The following is an 18,326-nucleotide window of genomic DNA, read 5'->3' on the forward strand; positions in this document are numbered from 1 at the left end:
AAGCTATTTCCTGGGCATCAGTCTTTCTTGCTTTGCTTCTTGCTACTCAGCGCGGTAAGCAGCTTAGCGCAGTCACCTAGCCGCCTGCCGGGCCAAAATCCTCCTACATACTACGTCGGCACGGGTATAGGCAATGGTTTGGGAGTTGAAGCCGGACGGCTGTGGCCCCGGCTGGCCCTGCTGGGCCGGGTGCGGTACAAGTGGTGGGTACCGGCTTCCATCCGGCAGCACACCGCCCTGCTCGACCAATTCAATACTCGCTCCCGGCAGACGGAATATGCCCTGCTGGCCGGCTACCCGGTGCTGGTGCGCGGGGGCGGGGTGGTTATGGCCGCCGCGGGCGTTGCCTACGTAGCCGGCCGGCAGCTCGGGGAGCACCGCTACACCGAAAAAGGCTTCTTCACCGATTCGCACGTGTTCAGCTACACCCAGTATCGGGCGGTAGGTGTGCCGGTGCAGCTGAGCTGGATAGGCGCCACGCCTAACATCGGCAGCCGCTCCTCGGTGCGGGCCGGGGTAAGCCTCCAGGCCAATTTCAACCCGGTACAGCCGGATTTTACGGTTTTGGTCAATCTGGTTTGGTGCCGCCACCGAGTGCCGCCCGCTGCTTCGCTTTAACTTCTCGTACTGATATTCTCGTACTGATGCGCTATTTCGTCGCCGGCCTCCTGACTCTGCTCACTGCCTGCACCCTCGAGTCCGAAGTGGTAGAGCCCCAGCTGCCGACTTCCCCCATTGCTGGTCGCAGTACCCTGGCGTATCGGCAGGGAGGCCGGCCCGTCATTACGTTTGCTGGCTACAAGGGCCTGTTTAACAATGGCGAGCCTTCCGTTAACGCCCGCGTCGCGCCCGACAGTCTGCTGGTGCTGTACGCCGAAGAAGATACCAGCCCCAGTGGGTTGCCCGTGCTGCGGCGGCGGCTGGAGCTACACGTGCAGCGCTTTGGCCCACCCGGCCAGTACGGCGCTGCCCTGCTCTCCGACAGCTACTACCAGGAAGCCCGCCTGGTAGATGGGTCCTGGCAGGGCGGGCCCTTGCTTCGGCCGCAGCCGAACGCGCCCCAGCAGCTCACCCTGGGCTTCACCGATAAAGGCTGGATAACCGGCCGCTTCCAGCTGACATTCTTCGACCCGGCCATAGGCCGCACCGTGCAGCTGACGGACGGGTGGCTGGAGGTGGTGCCGCAATAAGCCACTCGCGTTATACCAGCTCTAGTTTTCCTGGTTGATCAGGTTAACAACGAGCTTGACCATCGTGTCCTTATCCTCAGGCTTGCTCTCAGCTATAAGTAAGGTCAAGGCCACCAGGGCATTATCCGCCAGCCGGCGCGTGCCATCGGGCTTGTAGAGGCAGTGGTTCTTGTCCATAAACCACACGAACAGAAAGGCCGCAATCCGCTTGTTGCCATCCGAAAACGAGTGGTTTTTCACCACGAAATAGAGCAGGTTAGCCGCTTTTTCCTCTACACTAGGGTATAGATCCTCGCCGCCGAAGCTCTGGTAGATGGTGCGCACCGAGCTTTGGAAAGAATCGTCTTTTTCGCGCCCAAACAGCACGCTGCCGCCAAACTGCTCCCGCAGGCTGTCCACGGCCTGCATTGCAGCTTCGTAGGTTAGCTCAAAGGGCGTGTCGGGTGAGGTGGCCGAGATGCGCAGGCGCTGGTGGTCGTACTGGTCGAGCACGTCGAGGGCGCGGGCATAGTCGCTGAGCACGCGCAGCAAAGCCGTGGTTTGGGCGGGCGTCAGCTCCTGGTGGTCGGCAATTTCGCCCTGGAGCTGGAGCAGGCGCTTGAGGTCGGCCAGCTGGCGGGCATCTTCGCGCAGGCGCTTTTCATTCAGCGCATAGCCCTGCACCAGATACTGCCGCAGCACCTGCGTGGCCCACTGCCGAAACTGGGTGCCTTTTTTCGAGTTGACGCGGTAGCCAACAGAGATGATGACGTCAAGGTTGTAGTAGTCGGCCGGGCGGCCATCCTCCGCCTTGCGCCGTTCCTGCCGCTTTTCACCGCCAAAATCCTCCTCCTGAAGCTGGAAAAGACTTCTGTGCATTTTTTGCACAGAAGTCTTTTCGTCCAGTTCCCCAGTTTGAAAAATCGTGCGCAAGTGCTTGGTTATCACACTTCGCTCCCGTCCAAACAGTTCCGCCATCTGCGCTTGGGTCAGCCAGATAGTTTCGTTTTGCAGGTGTACGTCGAGGCGGGTTTCGCCGTCGGCGGATTGGTAGATGAAGATGTCCGGGGTAGGCTCCATACGGTAGATAGCGGGGGTAAATTTGACAATTCGGCAAGATGCGCGTTTTGCCCGTGAAGCACAACAGCAACGCTACTATTGCCTTGTTGGGAAAGCTTGCCGCAAACCTTCCCGGCACGGCTCAGTTGTGTAGAAACCTTTTTATCTGACCTTCCTGCATGGAATTCCAAGGCAAAAATATCTTACTCGTGGGGGCCTCGTCGGGCATCGGACTGGCCACGGCCCGGCTGCTGCATAAGCTCAACGCTACCCTGTACACGGCTTCGCGCCGCCACTCGCCGGAGCTGGCCGAGCTGCCCACCCAGTTTATTGAGCTGGACGTGACCCGTCCCCTGGGCACGACCCTGGACGGCCTGCCCGAGGTGCTGCACGGCGTGGTGTACTGCCCCGGCTCCATCAAGCTGCGGCCCTTCGAGCGGATTCCGGTAGAGGATTTCCGGGCCGACCTGGAGCTGAACGTGCTGGGCGCCGTGCAGGTGCTGCAAGCCAGCCTGAAGCGGCTGAAAAAGGCCGGGGGCGCCTCGGTGGTGCTGTTCAGCACGGTGGCCGCCGACACGGGCATGAGCTTCCACGCTAGCATTGCCACGGCCAAAGCTGCCGTAGAAGGCCTCACCCGCTCTCTGGCCGCCGAGTATGCCGCCAGCGCCATCCGCGTCAACTGCGTGGCGCCCTCGCTCACCAACACGCCCCTGGCCGCGCCCCTGCTCAGCACCCCCGAGAAGATGGAAGCCGGCGCCAAGCGCCACCCCTTGCAGCGCATCGGACAGCCCGAGGACCTGGCCTACATGGCTACCTTCCTGCTCTCCGACCACAGCTCCTTCATCACCGGCCAAGTGCTGCCCGTAGACGGCGGGATGGGAAGGCTAAAATGAGACCTTAGACTGTGAGAGGTGAGAAGTGAGACTTCCGTTTTAGCGGATCTGATATCAGTACGATAGTCTCACTTCTCATGTCTCACTCTCTCACTTCTACCCACATGAAACTCACCCTCTTCTGGCACCGGCGCGATTTGCGCCAGCACGACAACGCCGGCCTGGCGGCGGCCCTGCAAAGCGGCTACCCGGTGGTGCCGCTGTTTATCTACGACCGGGAAATTCTGGACCTGCTGCCCAGCCGCCGCGACGCCCGCGTAACCTTTATTTATGACGAAGTGGAGCGCCTGGCCCGGCAGACGGAGCAGGCCGGCGGCACGTTCCTGGCTTTCTATGGCCGGCCCCTGGAGGTCTTTGAGGAGCTGCTGACCCAGCACGAAGTGGCCGCCATCTACACCAACGAGGACTACGAGCCCTACGCCTCGGAGCGCGACACGGCCGTGGCAGCTCTGGCCCAGCGTCATGGCGCCGCGTTTCAGGCCCTCAAAGACCAGGTTATCTTCGCCAAAAACGAACTGCTGGGCAAAAACGGCAAGCCGCAGCGCATCTTCGGAGCCTACCGCAAAGCCTGGACGGAGGCCCTGCGCGACGAGCACCTGGCCCCCTACCCTTCCCGCGACCTGTACACGGCTGAGCGCCTGGCCCGCCTGCCCGGCGCCGCGCCGCGGCCCACGCTGGCCGGCATGGGCTTCGAGGAGTTTCGGCAGGAAGTGCCGGCCAGTGAGCTGCCGCCCGAGAGCCTGGTGCGCAACTACCACAAAACCCGCAACACCCCTGGCCGCGTGGATAGCAGCACCCGCCGCTCAGTGCACCTGCGCTTCGGGACGCTGAGCGTGCGGGAGCTGATGCGGCAGGCCCGTGAGCTGAACCCTAAGCTGCTGGCCGAGCTGATCTGGCGCGACTACTTCATGATGCTGCTCTGGCACTACCCCTTCACGGCCACCGAAAGCTTTGAGCCGCGCCTGCGCCACGTGCCCTACCGCAACAACGAGGAGGAGTTTCGGGCCTGGTGCGAGGGCCGCACGGGCTACCCGCTGGTGGATGCCGGCATGCGGGAGCTACACCAAACCGGCTACCTGCCCAACCGGGCCCGGATTGCCGCCGCGGGCTTCTTGGTCAAGCACCTGCTCACCGACTGGCGCCTGGGCGACCGGTACTTCGCCGACAAGCTGCTGGACTACGACATGAGCCAGAACGTGGGCAACTGGCAGTGGATGGCCGGCACCGGCGTGGTGGCCGCGCCGTGGTTCCGCGTGTACAGCCCCCAAAGCCAGCTGGAGCAGTACGACCCCGACCTGGCCTACGTGAAGCGCTGGGTGCCCGAGTACGGCACTAGCGCATACCCGGCGCCCATCGTGGACCACAAGTTTGCGCGGGACCGGGCCATTGAAACCCTGCGGGCGGCGTACCGAGCGGCGCAGTAGATTTTTCGCGCAGTGTTTCGCAGTGTGCTGACGCCAGAACGACACTGCGCTTTTCCACTGCGAAACACTGCGCGAAACCCACCTGTTCTACTGTTATGGAAACCCAACCCGACCCGAAGGCGCGCATTAAGCAGGCCTACCTCGACTACGTACTGCGCAAGGGCACGCCGCCGGCCACTGTCTTCAAGCTTACCCAAAAGCTCGACCTGCCGGAGCAGGAGTTTTACCGCTACTACGCCAGCTTCGAGGTGCTGGAGCGGGACCTGTGGGCTGATTTTGGCCGCCAGGCCTACGACACGGCTTCTAAAGAGCCCGTGTGGGCCGGGTACGGTGCCCGTGAAAAGCTGCTGGGCTTCTACTACACCCTGCTGGAAGTACTGAAGCGCAACCGCAGCTTCGCCCTGAACTCCTTGCGCCGCTCCCTGCACCGCATGCCCGGCCTCACGCCCCGCGTGCTCGACGGGCTGCGCCAGGAATTCGAGGAGTTTGTAACGGAAATTCTGCGGGCCGGCCGCCAAAGCGGGGAGGTAGCTACCCGGCCCCTGCTCCAGAACAGCTACCCGCGCTTTTTCTGGCAGCAGCTGCTGTTTGTGCTCGGCTTCTTTGCCCGCGACGAATCCGTGAACTTTGAGCGTACCGATGCTGCCGTGGAAAAAGCCGTGACCCTCAGCTTCGACCTGGTGGGCCGCAACACGCTGGATTCGGCCACTGACTTTGTGCGCTTCCTGGTGCAGAGCCGCCGCATGTAGCACACGCTTTAGCTTGTGCCGTCTTGACCTTCGCCCTGGGTGGGAGGTTGCTCTGAAAAGTTGCTGATAGATGTATAAAGACGCGCCCCTCGGCGTTTCCTCATCCGCACCGCCTGCACGAGGCTTGTTCACAGCCGGTTGTTCAACGACGAGACGCAACTGTGCGTCTCCACAGTCTTTCCATGTCCGATTCCCCTTCTAGTACCCCGCTCGACTCTTTGCCAACCACCAAAGTGGCGCGGGCGGCTCGTTTCGCCAAAACGGGCCTGAGCGTGGGCGCCAACTACGTGAAGCACTACGCCAAGCGGGCCGTGGGCGCCGACAGCCCCACCGCCGACCTGCACGCTCAAAACGCCGCCGAGTTGTACGGGGCGCTGAGCGAGATGAAAGGCTCGGTGCTGAAAGTGGCCCAGATGCTGGCCATGGAAAAGAACATCCTGCCCGCGGCCTACGCCGAGCAGTTTGCCCAGGCCCAGTACCAGACTCCGCCGCTGTCGGGCCCGCTGGTAAGTAAGGCGTTTCGGGATGCCTTCGGAAAGTCGCCGTTTGAGGTGTTCGATGAGTTTGACCCCGCGGCCCGGCAGGCGGCCAGCATCGGACAGGTGCATTTCGCCCGCAAGGACGGTCGGGCTCTGGCCGTGAAAGTGCAGTACCCCGGCGTGGCCGCCAGCATCCGTTCCGACATCCGGCTGGTGAAGCCCGTGGCCCTGCGCGTGCTGGGCCTCGACGAGGCCACCGTGCGCCCCTACCTGGCAGAGGTAGAAACTCGCCTGCTCGAAGAAACCGACTACGCCTTGGAGCTGCGCCGCGGCCAGCAGCTAGCCACGGCCTGCGCCCATCTGCCCCACCTGGAGTTCCCACAGTATTACCCTGCACTTTCGGCAAACCGCATCCTGACCATGGACTGGCTGCCGGGCCAGCACCTGCGCGAGTTCCTGGCCACCAGCCCCAGCCAGCCGGTGCGCAACCAGCTCGGCCAGACACTGTGGGACTTCTACCAGTTTCAGCTGCACACCCTGCGCCAGGTGCACGCCGACCCCCACCCCGGCAATTTCCTGCTGCGCGCCGAGCACGGCGGCACGGTGGGCGTGCTGGATTTTGGCTGCGTGAAGGAAATACCCGCCGATGTGCACCGCCTCTTCACGGCCCTACTCGCCCCGGAAACTCTCCGGGACGAAGCCCGCCTCACGGCCCTGCTCACCGAAGCCGGCGTGCTGCGCCCCGACGATGCACCCGCCCGCCGCGCCTTTTACCTGAGCACCATGCAGGCCTCGCTGGAGCTGGTGGGCCGCCCCTTCCGCCAGCCGGTGTTCAACTTCGGTGACCCTGCTTTTCTGCAAGCCCTCTACGCCCTCGGCGACGACCTGATGCAGCAGCCCGAGCTGCGCCAGCAGCGGGAGCCGCGCGGCTCCGAGCACTTCATCTACCTCAACCGTACCTACGTGGGCCTGTTCGCGCTGCTGACTGAGCTGGGCGCCGAGGTGCGCACGGCTGCGGCCTAGAGGCAAGTACTAGCCAAACTTTCGGCCATTGGCCGCGTTACACCTGCCACCGGCAACGCTGGCAGCTACACACGTAGGTCGGCTTAGCCCTGCTTTCTTCCCTTCTTAACACGCTATGAAAAAACTCCTGACCCTGTGTGCCGCTCTGCTGAGCAGCATCACTTTAGCCACCGCGCAAACCACCCTGAGCTGCTGCACCAAGCCAGCAGCGGGCCACACTGCTACCGAGGCGTTTGCCATGCTGGCCTCCAGCGAAGACTTCAGCGGCGGCCACGATGCGCCCCTGCCCTTTACCTACCAGGGCCCCGGCCAGCTGGTCGAGTTCAACACCACCGACGGGCAAACCGGCAAAGCCTTTGAAATTAAGAGCAACATCCGCTCCGACAAGTACCTGCTGGTCATTCATGAATGGTGGGGCCTGAACGACTACATCAGGCAGGAAGCCGCCCGCCTGGCCAAAGCGCTGCCCGGCGTCAACGTGCTGGCCCTGGACCTCTACGACGGCCAGGTAGCCACTACTCCTGACGAAGCTGGCAAGCTCATGCAGGCGGTGAAAACCGAACGGGCCCAGGCCATCATCAAAGGCGCCCAGCTCTACGCCGGCCCCGATGCCCAGTTTGCCAGCATCGGGTGGTGCTTCGGGGGCGGCTGGAGCCTACAAGCAGCCCTGCTGGCCGGCCCCAAAGCCAAGGCCTGCGTGATGTATTACGGGATGCCTGAGAAGGACGTGGCCAAACTCAAAACCCTGAACACCGACGTGCTGTTCATCTTCGCCCAACAGGATAAGTGGATCAACCAGCAGGTAGTCGACCAGTTCAAAAAGGACATGGCCGCCGCCAAAAAAGACCTCACCGTCAAAACCTACGACGCCGACCACGCCTTCGCCAACCCGTCCAACCCCAAGTACAACAAGCCTTTCGCCGAAGACGCCCACGCCGCGTCGGTAGCCTATATCAAGAAGAATCTAAAGCTGAAGTAGGCAGCACGAATTGGCGCTGTGTTTTTGATTACGCTGATTCTGACGCCATAAAAAAGCGGCTCGTAATGTACGGGCCGCTTTTTTTACCGGTCAGGGTGTGCTTTCTTCTAGCTGATTTCTTAGCTTATGCAGGGGCGCTGCCGTACCTGGCCGCGGCCCGCGGCCAGAAACCATGGCCGTGAATCTGTGAAATCAACTTACTAAGCACAAGCTGTGATGCAACCTGCCGCCACCTCTCCAGTTCAGCACCTGCTCGATGAGTACGGTGAAAGCCACCAGAACCCGACCAACAAGCTGGTACACTGGGTGTGCGTGCCGCTGATTATGTTTTCGCTGCTGGGCCTGCTGTGGTCGGTGCCGATGCCGGCCACCCTGCGCAGCATCAGTCCCTGGCTGAATCTGGCCACGGCGGTAATGGTGCTGGCCGTGGTGTACTACCTGCGCCTATCGGTGCGGCTTTCGGTGGGAATGGTGCTGGTGTGGCTGCTGATGGCGGCGGCCCTGCGCGTAGTGGAGGCCGGCGCCGCCCTGCCGCTGTGGGCCGTGTGCCTGCTGGTGTTCGTGCTGGCCTGGGTGGGGCAGTTCTGGGGCCACAAAGTTGAAGGCAAAAAGCCTTCTTTTCTGAAAGACCTCCAGTTTCTGCTCATCGGCCCGCTCTGGCTTCTGCACTTCATCTACCGCCGCCTGGGGTGGAAATATTAAAAGCCCGCCACCACAGAAGAAGGCCTGGGTTCTAATGGCGTATGCCCTAGAACCCAGGCCTCTTTTGGTTGGCGAGCCGACCTGCCTCGGTCAGCGCAGCCCGCCAATTCAAACAAGCCAGTGGCGCAGAAACCGCCTCGCAGGCCGCCGCGGCACCGGGGTGCGCCCGTGAAAGCGGCAGTTGGTATCCCACCCCCACCTACTGCCTCACGGCCGCCACCCCGCTCACGAAGCTGGTTTCCACGCCCTGGTTTGTTGTGCTGGTGTTACTCCACTGGCTTCAGCTGCCAATCAGCAGCCAGCAGGGCCGACAATTCGGCTATGCTCTCGGTGAGCTGGTCCCAGGAGGGCAGCACGAAATACTGCTCCTGAAACCGCAGCTCCGTAAACTCCTGGTGCAGCACGGTAGCCAGGTCGAACGAGTGGCGGGTGGTTTCGTCGTGGACGCAGTGGTGCACCTCGCCCGCCGACGACAGCAGGCCGGCACCGTAGATGCGGGGCTGGTCGTCTTCGAGCACCAGTCCAAACTCCACCGTAAACCAGTACAGGGCCCGCAGGCGCTGCAAGGCCACGGCATCGTGCTGGTGGCGGCGCGCCACGTGCCCCAAAAACTGCAGGAAGTTGGCGTAGGCGGCATCGGTGAGCAGGGGCACGTGCCCGAACACGTCGTGGAACAGGTCGGGCTCGTCGATGAAGTCGAACTGCTGCATACTGCGCAGCCACACGGTAGCCGGAAACTTCCGCTCGGCCAGCAGGGCAAAAAACGTTGCATCATTCACCATGCCGGCCACGGGAACCACCGTCCAGCCCGTGCTCTGGCCCAGCCGCTCACTTACCTCCTCAAAGCTGGGAATGGCATTGCGGTGAAAGCCCATACGCTGCAGGCCGCGCGTGAAGGCCGTGCAGGCGCGCTTATGCAGCAGGGCCGTTTGGCGGTCAAACAATACTTTCCAGACCAGCTGGTCCTGGGCCGTGTACCGGTCGTAGTGTTGCTGTACCATAGTAGTAGGGCAGAAAAAAAGCCCGGCTCCTTGCGGAGTCGGGCTTCTGTGTGGTTTCTCGAAGATGAAGATGCATGTTGCGCTTCTAGCTTCCGTACCGGCAAAGCAGCCCGACCCCGTCCCACACAGGACGATTAATGGTTAGGGCGAAGCATTTGGCGGTCAGGTTCAACATACTGAAGGCAAATATAGAAGAATCAGGGAATAAGTTGTACGCCTCTGCGGTAAGTTTTTTTTCTCACCTGCTACGGAACGTGCTGTGTACAGCACAACCGGCCTATGGCACAAGCTAAAGCTTGTGCTACACTTCCAGTTCCTGCCGCAGCTCGTACACCCGCCGCAGGTTGCGAATCAGCCGCGCCGATTCCTGGAAGTTCAGGGTCTGCTGGCCGTCGGAAGCGGCTTCTTCGGGCTTCTCGTGGGCCTCGTAGATGATGCCGTCGGCCCCGGCCACGACGGCGGCCAGGGCCATGCTGGGCACGTAGTCGCGGATGCCGATGCCGTGCGAGGGGTCCACGATGACGGGCAGGTGGGTTTTCTCCTTCAGGATGGGCACGGCGTTCAGGTCCAGGGTGTTGCGCGAGGCGGTTTCAAACGTGCGGATGCCCCGCTCGCAGAGAATCAGCTTCTCATTGCCACCCGAAAACACGTACTCCGCCGACGACAGCAGCTCCTCAATCGTGCCCGAGATGCCGCGCTTAATAAGCACGGGCTTGTCTACGCCGCCCAGAGCATCGAGCAGGTTGAAGTTCTGGGTGTTGCGGGCGCCTACCTGAAACACGTCCACGTAGTCGTGCATCTCCTCTACCTGCGACACCTGCATGACCTCGGTCACGATTTTGATGCCGCGCTGCCGGGCCATCTGATGGAACAGCTTCAGCCCCTCCATGCCCAGCCCCCGAAACGAGTACGGCGACGACCGGGGCTTGAACACGCCCCCGCGCATGATGCGCACGTCGTTGTCCAGCAGGTGCTGCATGACGCTTTCCATCTGCTGCTCGCTCTCGATGCTGCACGGGCCGGCGGCCAGCGTGAGTGAGCCTTCCCCGATGCGCACCCCATCGCCGAGGTCGAGCACGGTGGGCCGCACCCGCCACTTGCGGCTGACGAGCTGGTAGTCGTCCGACACCTGATGGATGTCCAGAATGCCGGGCAGCTGGCCGATGGTGCGCAAATCTACGTCGGCCTTGCCGATGGCCACGAGGTAGTGGGCACGCTGGGTTTTAACTTCGGTGGTCTTGTATTTCAGGGCCTTAATGCGGGCTTCGATGTCCTGCTTGGCGTTTTTCTGAATGCCGGGGTCGAGGTGGATGATCATGTGCTGGCGTAGGTTCCCACAGAGGGCGCAGAGGTTGACGCAGAAGTCGCAGAACGTTCAGCACCCTCTGCGCAACCCTCTGCGTCCTCTGCGGGAAATTTTATTGAACGATAGAAGAAACAAAGCGCGCTGCGGCGGCCGGCGCGTCATCGGCGCCATCCAAGGCCCGAATCAAGGCGGAGCCGATGATGGCGCCCTCGGCGTGCTGGCAGGCCCGCTGGAAAGAGGCTTTGTCGGAGATGCCGAAGCCGATGAGGCGGGGGTTGCGCAGGTTCATGGCCTCGATGCGCTGGAAGTAGGCCTCTTGCACGCCCTCGGCTTGGGTATTAGCCCCGCCCGTGGTGCCGGGTCCCGACACGAGATAGAGAAACGAATCGGTCAGCTCGTCGATGCGGCGAATACGCTCCGGGGCAGTTTGGGGCGTGATGAGAAACACCGGCTTCAAGCCGTGGCGCTGAAAGACCTCCTGGTACTCGGCCACGTAGTCATCCAGTGGCAAATCGGGCAGAATGACGCCATCCACACCGGCGGCGGCAGCCTGGCAGCAGAAGTTTTCCATGCCGAACTGCAGCACCGGGTTGAGGTAGCCCATGAGCAGGATGGGCGTGTCGGGCACGAGCTGGCGCACGTCCTGGAGCTGCCCGAACAGCACCCGCAGGTTCATGCCGTTGCGCAGGGCCGCGGTGCTGCTCTGCTGAATCACGGGGCCGTCGGCCAGCGGGTCCGAAAACGGCATTCCGATTTCGATGAGGTCGGCGCCGGCTTGGGTCAAGGCCTGGATGAGCGGTACCGTGTCGTGCAGGCGCGGGTAGCCGGCCGTGAAGTAGATGTTGAGCAGACCGTTGGGCTTGCGCAGGAAGGCTTCTTGAATTCGGTTCATTTCTGATTTCTCGCAGTGTTTCGCAGAGGATGGCGCAGTGTTTCGCAGTGTTCAGACGTCAGCACACTGCGAAACACTGCGCTAACCCTGCGAAACACTGCGAGAAATGTTACTGAAGCTTTTCGGCGTACTTGAGGTAGGTTTCCAGGTCTTTGTCTCCGCGGCCGGAGAGGTTCACCACCACTACATCGTCGGGGCCGGCGCCGAGCTGGTCCAGGGCGGCCAGGGCGTGGGCGGTTTCCAGGGCCGGAATAATGCCCTCCAACCGGCTGCACTCGGCCACGGCGCGCAGGGCCTGTTCATCCTCAATGCTGATAAACCGCGCCCGGCCGGAGTCGGCCAAAAACGCGTGCAGGGGCCCGATGCCGGGGTAGTCGAGGCCGGCTGAAATGGAGTAGGGCTCGGTAATCTGCCCGTCTTCGTCCTGCATGAGCAAGGTGCGGGAGCCGTGGATGATGCCCGGCTTGCCCAGCACCGACGTCGCCGCCGAGTGCCCCGACGAAACGCCGTGCCCGGCCGCCTCCACAGCTACCAGCTGCACGCTGGGCTCTTCCAGGAAATGATAGAAGGCCCCGGCCGCGTTGGAGCCCCCGCCCACGCAGGCCACCACGTACTGCGGCAGCTCGGAGCCGGTTTTCTCCAGCAGCTGCCGGCGCATTTCCTCGCTAATCACGGCTTGCAGGCGGGCTACCAGATCGGGGTACGGGTGCGGGCCCACCACCGAGCCGATAATGTAGTGCGTATCAACGGGGTTGCTGATCCAGTCCCGGATGGCTTCGTTGGTGGCGTCTTTGAGGGTGCGGCTGCCGCTGGTAGCGGCGCGCACCTCGGCCCCGAGCAGGCGCATGCGGTACACGTTAGGCTTCTGGCGGTCCATGTCCACCTCGCCCATGTACACAATGCACTGCATGCCCATGAGGGCGCACACGGTGGCCGTGGCTACGCCGTGCTGTCCGGCGCCGGTTTCAGCAATGATGCGCGTCTTGCCCAGGCGGCGGGCCAGTAGAATCTGCCCCACCGTGTTGTTGACCTTGTGGGCGCCGGTGTGGCACAGGTCCTCGCGCTTCAGGAAGATGCGGGTGTTGTACTTCTCCGACAGGCGCTTAGCCTCGAATAGCGGCGTGGGCCGCCCTACGTAGTCGCGCAGGAGCTGCTGGTATTCCTGCTGGAAGTCGGGGCTATGCAGAATGGTGAGGTAGTTTTGGCGCAGCTCCTCCACGTTGGGATAGAGCATTTCGGGGATGAACGCGCCGCCGAAAGGGCCGTAGTAGCCGCGCTCCGTGGGTTGTTGGTAAGTCATAGTTGGTTTCTCGCAGAGGTTCGCAGTGGTGGCGCTGAGGTTCGCAGTAGCCGACCTCCGCGCACCTCTGCGGAAGCCTCTGCGAACCTCAGCGAGAAAGGCATCAGGTTCTCAATTCAGTAAAAAACTGCCGCAGCCGCTCCGTGTCTTTCACGCCGGGCGCGGTTTCAAAGCGGCTGTTCAGGTCCAGGGCAAACAAACCCGGCAGCCGCAGGTTCCGCAGCGCCGCGGCGTGGGTCAGGTCGAGGCCGCCGGCCAGGAAGTAGGGCACCGGTAGGTTATAGCCGGCCAGCAGGCCCCAGTCGAAGGCCGTGCCGTTGCCGCCCGGCTGCCTGCCCTGGGTGTCGAAGAGAAAATAATCGACGTTACCCAGGTAGGGCGTCAGCCGGGCCAGGTCGAACGTCTCCCCCACCGAAAACGCCTTAACCACCGCCACCCCCACTGCCCGAAGCGCCGCGCAGGTGGCGGGCGATTCGGCGCCGTGCAGCTGCACCAGGTTCAGCCCAAACTCCGCCACCCGTGCCAGTACCTCGTCCACCGGCGCATCCACAAACACGCCTACTTTCCGAATGGCGGGGGGCACCTGCGCCAGCGCCGCCGGGCTCAGCGTGCGGCCCATATAGCGGCCGGATTTCGGGTAGAAGATAAACCCCAGAAAATCGGGCCGCAGCGCCACAACGGCCGCCAGGTTGTCGGCCCGCGCCATACCGCAGACTTTGAGCAGGGGTTGAGGTGGCATTGGGTTAAGGTTTAGCTCTAGTCGCCTCACCCCCTAGCCCCCTCTCCGAAAAAGAAGAGGGGAATTAGAGTTAGAAGCTGCTAGAGCTAGTAGAACTAGATTTTAACTTTTTAGGCTAGTCCCCCCTCTCCACTTTCGGAGAGGGGGCTAGGGGGTGAGGCGACTAGAGCTAGCGAGTCTTGGCTACAGCAACGTCACGGCCTCGGTAGCGCGGAGCTGCTGCACCAGAGCGGCGCAGGCTTTTTCGGGGCGGGAGTGGCGCATGAAGGTTTCGCCGATGAGGAAGCCCCGGTAGCCCACGGCGCGCAGCTGCTCGATGTCGGCGGCGGTGCTCAGGCCGCTTTCCGTCACTTTCACAAACTCGCCAGGGATGCGCTGGGCCAGCTCGCCCGACGTGTCGAGGCTAACGGTGAAGTCGTGCAGGTTGCGGTTGTTGACGCCCACCAGGCTCGCGGCGTCGGGGTGCAGGGTGCGGTCTAGCTCCTCGGCGTTATGGATTTCGAGCAACACCTCCAGGCCCAGGCTCCGGGCCAGGCGGCCCAGGCCCAGCACCTCCTCGGCCGTCAGCACCGCCGCAATCAGCAGCACGGCATCGGCCCCGATGCTCTTGGCTTCGATAATCTGGTACTCATCCACCACAAAATCCTTGCGCAGAATAGGGCAGAAGTTGAAGCGCCTGGCCACGGTCAGGTCCTCGTTGCGGCCCCCGAAAAACTCCGCGTCCGTCAGCACCGACAGGGCCGAGGCCCCGGCCTGCATGTAGCCCAGGGTGGTGCGCTCCACCGGGGCGTGCTGGTTGATGATGCCCTTGCTGGGTGAGCGGCGCTTGAACTCGGCAATGATGCCGCTGAGGTCGTCGCGCAGCAGGTAGCGGCGCAGGCTGAGCGGCTGGGCCGGCATGTAGAGGCTTTGCTCCAGCAGCTTCACCGGCACCAGCTCACGCCGCGTGGCCACTTCCTGGCGCTTATGTTGAATGATTTTATCGAGAATGGTCATTTTTTTATTGAGCTGTAAGCCACAAGCTGCAAGCCTGGGTTCAGCTACTTAGTTGAAAGGTTTGGAGGATTAGACAAGGAATGTTGCGCAGGGCAGCAGGTGTCGGCAGAGTTGTAAACCAAAAGCTTGCAGCTTGAAGCTTACAGCTTACAGCTCAAAGAAACCAGCTCCCGCAGCGCCTGCCGGGCCCGGCCCGAGTCCAGGGACTCCCGGGCGGCGGCCAGGCTGTCGGTGAAGCTGAACTCGGGCTCCAGGCAGCCGATGGCCAGGGCGGCGTTGGCCGTCACCACGTCGCGCTGGGCGCGAGTGCCGCGGCCCTCCAGCACGTCCACAAACAGCCGCGCCGACTCCTGCGGGGTGCGGCCCCCGGCTAGCTCCTCGGGCCGGGTGGAAGCCAAGCCAAAGTCGGCCGCCGACACCACCCGCTCGCCCTGGGGCGTGGCCAGCTTGGCAGTGGCCGTGAGGGAAAGTTCGTCGTAGCCGTCGAGGGCGTGTACCACGGCGTAGCAGGTGTTGGTTTGCTGCAACAGGTAGTGGTAAATGCGCAGCAGCTCCAGGCTGAACGTGCCGGCCACCTGGAAGCGGGGCCGGGCCGGATTCACCAGCGGCCCCAGAATGTTGAAGAACGTGCGCACGCCCAGCTCCCGGCGCACCGGCCCGGCGTGGCGCATGGCCGGGTGAAAGGCCGGCGCGTGCAGAAAGCAGATGCCCGCCCGCTCCAGCTGCCGCTTCAGCACGTCGTTGCCGACCCCAAACTCTACGCCCAGCTGGGCCAGCACATCCGACGACCCGCACACCGACGACACCCCGATATTGCCGTGCTTGGTCACCTTGTAGCCCGCCCCCGCCACCACGAAGCAGGCCAGAGTACTGATGTTGAGCGTGTCTTTGCCGTCGCCGCCCGTACCCACAATGTCCACGGTGTCGTGGGTGCCCAGCTCCGGGTCGCGGCTCAGGCTCAGCAGAGCCTCGCGGAAGCCCGCCAGTTCCGGCACCGAAATGGGCCGCAGGCGGTACACGGCCATAAACGCCGCCATTTCCGCCGCGTTGGCCTCGCCCTGGCCGATGCGCAGCATGGCTTCGCGCGCCTCAGCATGGGTGAGCAGCTGCTGTTCAAATAGCTGGTTCAGAATCTGTTTCAAAATAGAATCGCAGATTAAACTGATTTTTAACTGATTTCGCTGATGATGTTGGAAGAGGAAAGGGCCGTCATGCTGAATCCCGCGAAGCATCTCTCTAGCTCTGGCTAACTCAATTGCGAGGACGGAGCAGGAGAGATGCTTGGCTTCGCCTTCCTGCGGTTCGGCAAGCGGCCACCAGATAGAGCATGACCGTTCTTTCCGTTCGGCATGAGGGTCTTCATACCTGCTCCAACCAATTGCGCAGCATCTGGTGGCCGTGCTCGGTGAGGATGGACTCGGGGTGGAACTGCACGCCGCGCACGTCGTAGTGGCGGTGACGCAGGGCCATCACCTGCCCGTCGGCGTCCACGGCGGTTACTTCCAGCTCCGCCGGCACCGACTCGGGCTGCACGCTCCAGGAGTGGTAGCGCCCGACGCGGAAGGTCTTAGGCAGGCCCGCAAACAGCCGGTCGTCGGCTACCACTTCGGCCTGCGTGGCCACGCCGTGCACCACGGCCGGCAGGTTATACAGCTCCCCGCCGAAGTTTTCGGCCAAGCCCTGGTGGCCCAGGCACACGCCCAAGATGCGCTTGGTGGGCGCATAGTGCCGGATAATTTCCGGCATCAGGCCAGCTTCCGAGGGCACGCCGGGGCCCGGCGACAGGAGCACAGCGTCATAGGCAGCCACGTTGGCCACGGCCAGCTTATCGTTGCGAATCACCGTGACGTTGTCCGTGTGGCCCAGCTCCCGCAGCACCTGCACCAGGTTGTAGGTGAACGAGTCGTAGTTATCGAGGACGAGGATGGACATTTCTTTAGGGGCTTGGGGACTTAGGGTCTTAGGTTTTTGCGAGGCGGTGCGGAGGCGCGGAGTTCCCAGGGCTGAAGGCCTGGGAACTCCGCGCCGCTATACCCCCTCCGCCTCCTTCAACGCCTTGCGCAGGGCGGCTAGTTTGTGGTGCACTTCGTTGAGTTCGGAGTGGATGTCGGAGGCGGCCACGACGCCGGCGCCGGCCTGGAAGTAGAGCTGGCTGGCCGTGCTCAGGAAGGAGCGAATCATGATGGCGTGGTTGAAGTCGCCCTGGAAGCCCAGGTGGCCAATGGCGCCGCCGTAGTAGCCGCGGGCCGTGGGCTCCAGCTCGTCGATGAGCTGCATGGCGCGGTGCTTGGGCGCCCCGGAGAGCGTACCGGCCGGGAAGGTGTCGGCCACCACTTGCAGCGGGCTGGCTGTGGGGGCCAGGGTGGCATTCACCTCGCTCACCAGGTGAATGACGTGGGAGTAGTACTGAATTTCGCGGAAGGTTTTCACCCGCACCTGGTCGCCGTGGCGGGCCAAGTCGTTGCGGGCCAAATCCACCAGCATTACGTGCTCGGCATTTTCCTTGGGGTCGTCGGCCAGCTGTTGGGCCAGAGCGGCGTCTTCGGCGTCGTGGCCGGTGCGGCGGAAGGTACCGGCTATGGGAAACAGGCTGGCCTCACGGCCCTTGATGAGCAGCTGCGTTTCGGGCGAAGACCCGAAGATTTTAAACGAGCCGTAATCGAAGTAAAACAGGTAGGGCGAAGGATTGATGGAGCGCAGAGCCCGGTACACGTTGAACTCGTCGCCCGAGAATCCTTGCTGAAACCGCCGGGACAGCACAATCTGGAATACGTCGCCGCGGCGGCAGTGCTGCTGGCCCTGGGCCAGTACCTTCAAGAATTCTTCGTCGGTTTGGTTGGTCTGCTCCTCCCCTACGGTCCGGAACTTAAAGTCGGGCAGGCTGGGGTTGCGAATCAGGTTTACCAGCCGCGTCAGCCCATCTTCGTCCACTTCGTCGCCAGCCACGGTGTGCTCAAACACGTGCAGCTCGTTGCGGAAGTGGTTGACGGCAATGACGTAGCGGTAGGTGCTGTACACGATATCCGGAATCTGCCCCGCTGGCTGCTTCTCGGCGCTCAGCGTCAGGTCCTCGAAGTACTGCACGGCCTCGTACCCTAGGTAGCCAAACAGTCCGCCCGTGATGAAGTCGTGGCCGGTGTCTTCGGTCTGGAAGCAGGCAGCAAACTCCTGGAGCCGGGCGAGGGCCTGCCGCGGGTCGGTTAGCGTTTCGGTTTGGGTAGTGTCGTCGGGAAAAGTAAGGGTCAGCTCCCGGCCGCGCAGCTCGAAGCGGGCCAGCGGGTCGAAGGCCAGGTAGCTGAAGGCATTTTGCTGGCCGTGGTAGTCGGAGCTTTCCAGCAGCAGGCAGTTGGGGTACCGGTCGCGCAGGCGCAGGTACAGGCCCACGGGCGTTACCGTGTCGGCCAACACGCGAAGGTGGCGGGTAGAGAGCTGAACGTGTTTCATGGCGGGCAAGTGAGGCAAGCTGGGGCCGGGCCACGAAAAAAGCCCGGCGGGGCGGCCGGGCTTTCTGTAGAGCGGTTGCGAAGGAGGTTGTTCAACTAGCCTTACTGCACGCACAGGTTGTCCCGTCCGGATTCTCCGTAGGGCCACCACCATGCTTGCTGAGCTGTTGAA

The 18,326-nt window shown here is 62.8% G+C and carries 18 protein-coding genes; 8 read left to right on the forward strand and 10 right to left on the reverse strand.

Annotated features, from left to right (window positions below):
• Positions 1 to 138 precede the first annotated feature (138 nt).
• Both OIS53_RS07010 and OIS53_RS07015 read left to right on the forward strand, forming a co-directional pair.
• Positions 139 to 618 (forward strand): hypothetical protein, encoded by a 480-nt coding sequence (locus OIS53_RS07010; protein WP_264681686.1) that lies wholly within the window; start codon positions 139 to 141, stop codon positions 616 to 618.
• A 26-nt stretch (positions 619 to 644) separates the two neighbouring features.
• Positions 645 to 1,190 (forward strand): hypothetical protein, encoded by a 546-nt coding sequence (locus OIS53_RS07015; RefSeq protein WP_264681687.1) that lies wholly within the window; start codon positions 645 to 647, stop codon positions 1,188 to 1,190.
• Between the two features lie 21 nt (positions 1,191 to 1,211).
• On the opposite strand, the gene rhuM is transcribed toward OIS53_RS07015, so the two are convergent.
• Positions 1,212 to 2,249 carry a virulence protein RhuM/Fic/DOC family protein gene (gene rhuM / locus OIS53_RS07020; RefSeq protein ID WP_264681688.1) on the reverse strand — a complete coding sequence of 346 codons (1,038 nt, stop codon included), beginning with the start codon at positions 2,247 to 2,249 and terminating at the stop codon, positions 1,212 to 1,214.
• Between the two features lie 158 nt (positions 2,250 to 2,407).
• Here rhuM and OIS53_RS07025 point away from each other — a divergent pair, with 158 nt between their 5' ends.
• From OIS53_RS07025 to OIS53_RS07050, 6 genes are all read left to right on the forward strand, one after another.
• Entirely contained in the window at positions 2,408 to 3,121 is a 714-nt protein-coding gene (locus OIS53_RS07025) for an SDR family NAD(P)-dependent oxidoreductase (RefSeq protein WP_264681689.1), read from the forward strand.
• A gap of 104 nt (positions 3,122 to 3,225) precedes the next feature.
• A complete protein-coding gene (locus tag OIS53_RS07030) occupies positions 3,226 to 4,545 on the forward strand; it encodes a cryptochrome/photolyase family protein (protein ID WP_264681690.1) in 1,320 nt (439 codons plus the stop codon).
• A gap of 95 nt (positions 4,546 to 4,640) precedes the next feature.
• A complete protein-coding gene (locus OIS53_RS07035; RefSeq protein WP_264681691.1) occupies positions 4,641 to 5,294 on the forward strand; it encodes a TetR/AcrR family transcriptional regulator in 654 nt (217 codons plus the stop codon).
• Positions 5,295 to 5,476: 182 nt separating this feature from the next.
• Positions 5,477 to 6,796 (forward strand): ABC1 kinase family protein, encoded by a 1,320-nt coding sequence (locus tag OIS53_RS07040; RefSeq protein ID WP_264681692.1) that lies wholly within the window; start codon positions 5,477 to 5,479, stop codon positions 6,794 to 6,796.
• Between the two features lie 115 nt (positions 6,797 to 6,911).
• Complete coding sequence (locus OIS53_RS07045) at positions 6,912 to 7,775, forward strand: dienelactone hydrolase family protein (RefSeq protein ID WP_264681693.1); 864 nt, start codon at positions 6,912 to 6,914, stop codon at positions 7,773 to 7,775.
• Between the two features lie 216 nt (positions 7,776 to 7,991).
• Positions 7,992 to 8,477 carry an Mpo1 family 2-hydroxy fatty acid dioxygenase gene (locus OIS53_RS07050; RefSeq protein WP_264682314.1) on the forward strand — a complete coding sequence of 162 codons (486 nt, stop codon included), beginning with the start codon at positions 7,992 to 7,994 and terminating at the stop codon, positions 8,475 to 8,477.
• A 266-nt stretch (positions 8,478 to 8,743) separates the two neighbouring features.
• Here the strand turns inward: OIS53_RS07050 and OIS53_RS07055 are convergent, their stop codons facing one another.
• From OIS53_RS07055 to OIS53_RS07095, 9 genes are all read right to left on the reverse strand, one after another.
• A complete protein-coding gene (locus tag OIS53_RS07055; RefSeq protein WP_264681694.1) occupies positions 8,744 to 9,478 on the reverse strand; it encodes a phenylalanine 4-monooxygenase in 735 nt (244 codons plus the stop codon).
• A gap of 301 nt (positions 9,479 to 9,779) precedes the next feature.
• Positions 9,780 to 10,796, reverse strand: a complete 1,017-nt coding sequence (gene aroF, locus OIS53_RS07060; protein ID WP_264681695.1) for a 3-deoxy-7-phosphoheptulonate synthase — start codon at positions 10,794 to 10,796, stop codon at positions 9,780 to 9,782.
• Positions 10,797 to 10,896: 100 nt separating this feature from the next.
• A complete protein-coding gene (trpA, locus tag OIS53_RS07065) occupies positions 10,897 to 11,676 on the reverse strand; it encodes a tryptophan synthase subunit alpha (protein ID WP_264681696.1) in 780 nt (259 codons plus the stop codon).
• A gap of 109 nt (positions 11,677 to 11,785) precedes the next feature.
• The gene (gene trpB / locus OIS53_RS07070) at positions 11,786 to 12,976 is read right to left on the reverse strand and encodes a tryptophan synthase subunit beta (protein ID WP_264681697.1); all 1,191 of its coding nucleotides are present in this window, start codon (positions 12,974 to 12,976) and stop codon (positions 11,786 to 11,788) included.
• A gap of 103 nt (positions 12,977 to 13,079) precedes the next feature.
• Positions 13,080 to 13,715: a phosphoribosylanthranilate isomerase gene (locus OIS53_RS07075; RefSeq protein WP_264681698.1), complete on the reverse strand. Its 636-nt coding sequence runs from the start codon at positions 13,713 to 13,715 to the stop codon at positions 13,080 to 13,082.
• 183 nt (positions 13,716 to 13,898) lie between these two features.
• On the reverse strand, positions 13,899 to 14,711 hold the full coding sequence (gene trpC / locus OIS53_RS07080) for an indole-3-glycerol phosphate synthase TrpC (RefSeq protein ID WP_264681699.1): 813 nt from the start codon (positions 14,709 to 14,711) through the stop codon (positions 13,899 to 13,901).
• 140 nt (positions 14,712 to 14,851) lie between these two features.
• Positions 14,852 to 15,853 (reverse strand): anthranilate phosphoribosyltransferase, encoded by a 1,002-nt coding sequence (gene trpD, locus OIS53_RS07085; protein WP_264681700.1) that lies wholly within the window; start codon positions 15,851 to 15,853, stop codon positions 14,852 to 14,854.
• A 217-nt stretch (positions 15,854 to 16,070) separates the two neighbouring features.
• Positions 16,071 to 16,643: an anthranilate synthase component II gene (locus OIS53_RS07090; protein WP_264681701.1), complete on the reverse strand. Its 573-nt coding sequence runs from the start codon at positions 16,641 to 16,643 to the stop codon at positions 16,071 to 16,073.
• 96 nt (positions 16,644 to 16,739) lie between these two features.
• Positions 16,740 to 18,155, reverse strand: a complete 1,416-nt coding sequence (locus OIS53_RS07095) for an anthranilate synthase component I family protein (protein ID WP_264681702.1) — start codon at positions 18,153 to 18,155, stop codon at positions 16,740 to 16,742.
• Positions 18,156 to 18,326 lie beyond the last annotated feature (171 nt).

The organism is Hymenobacter sp. YIM 151500-1 (assembly GCF_025979885.1).
In the GTDB taxonomy this organism is placed as follows: domain Bacteria; phylum Bacteroidota; class Bacteroidia; order Cytophagales; family Hymenobacteraceae; genus Hymenobacter.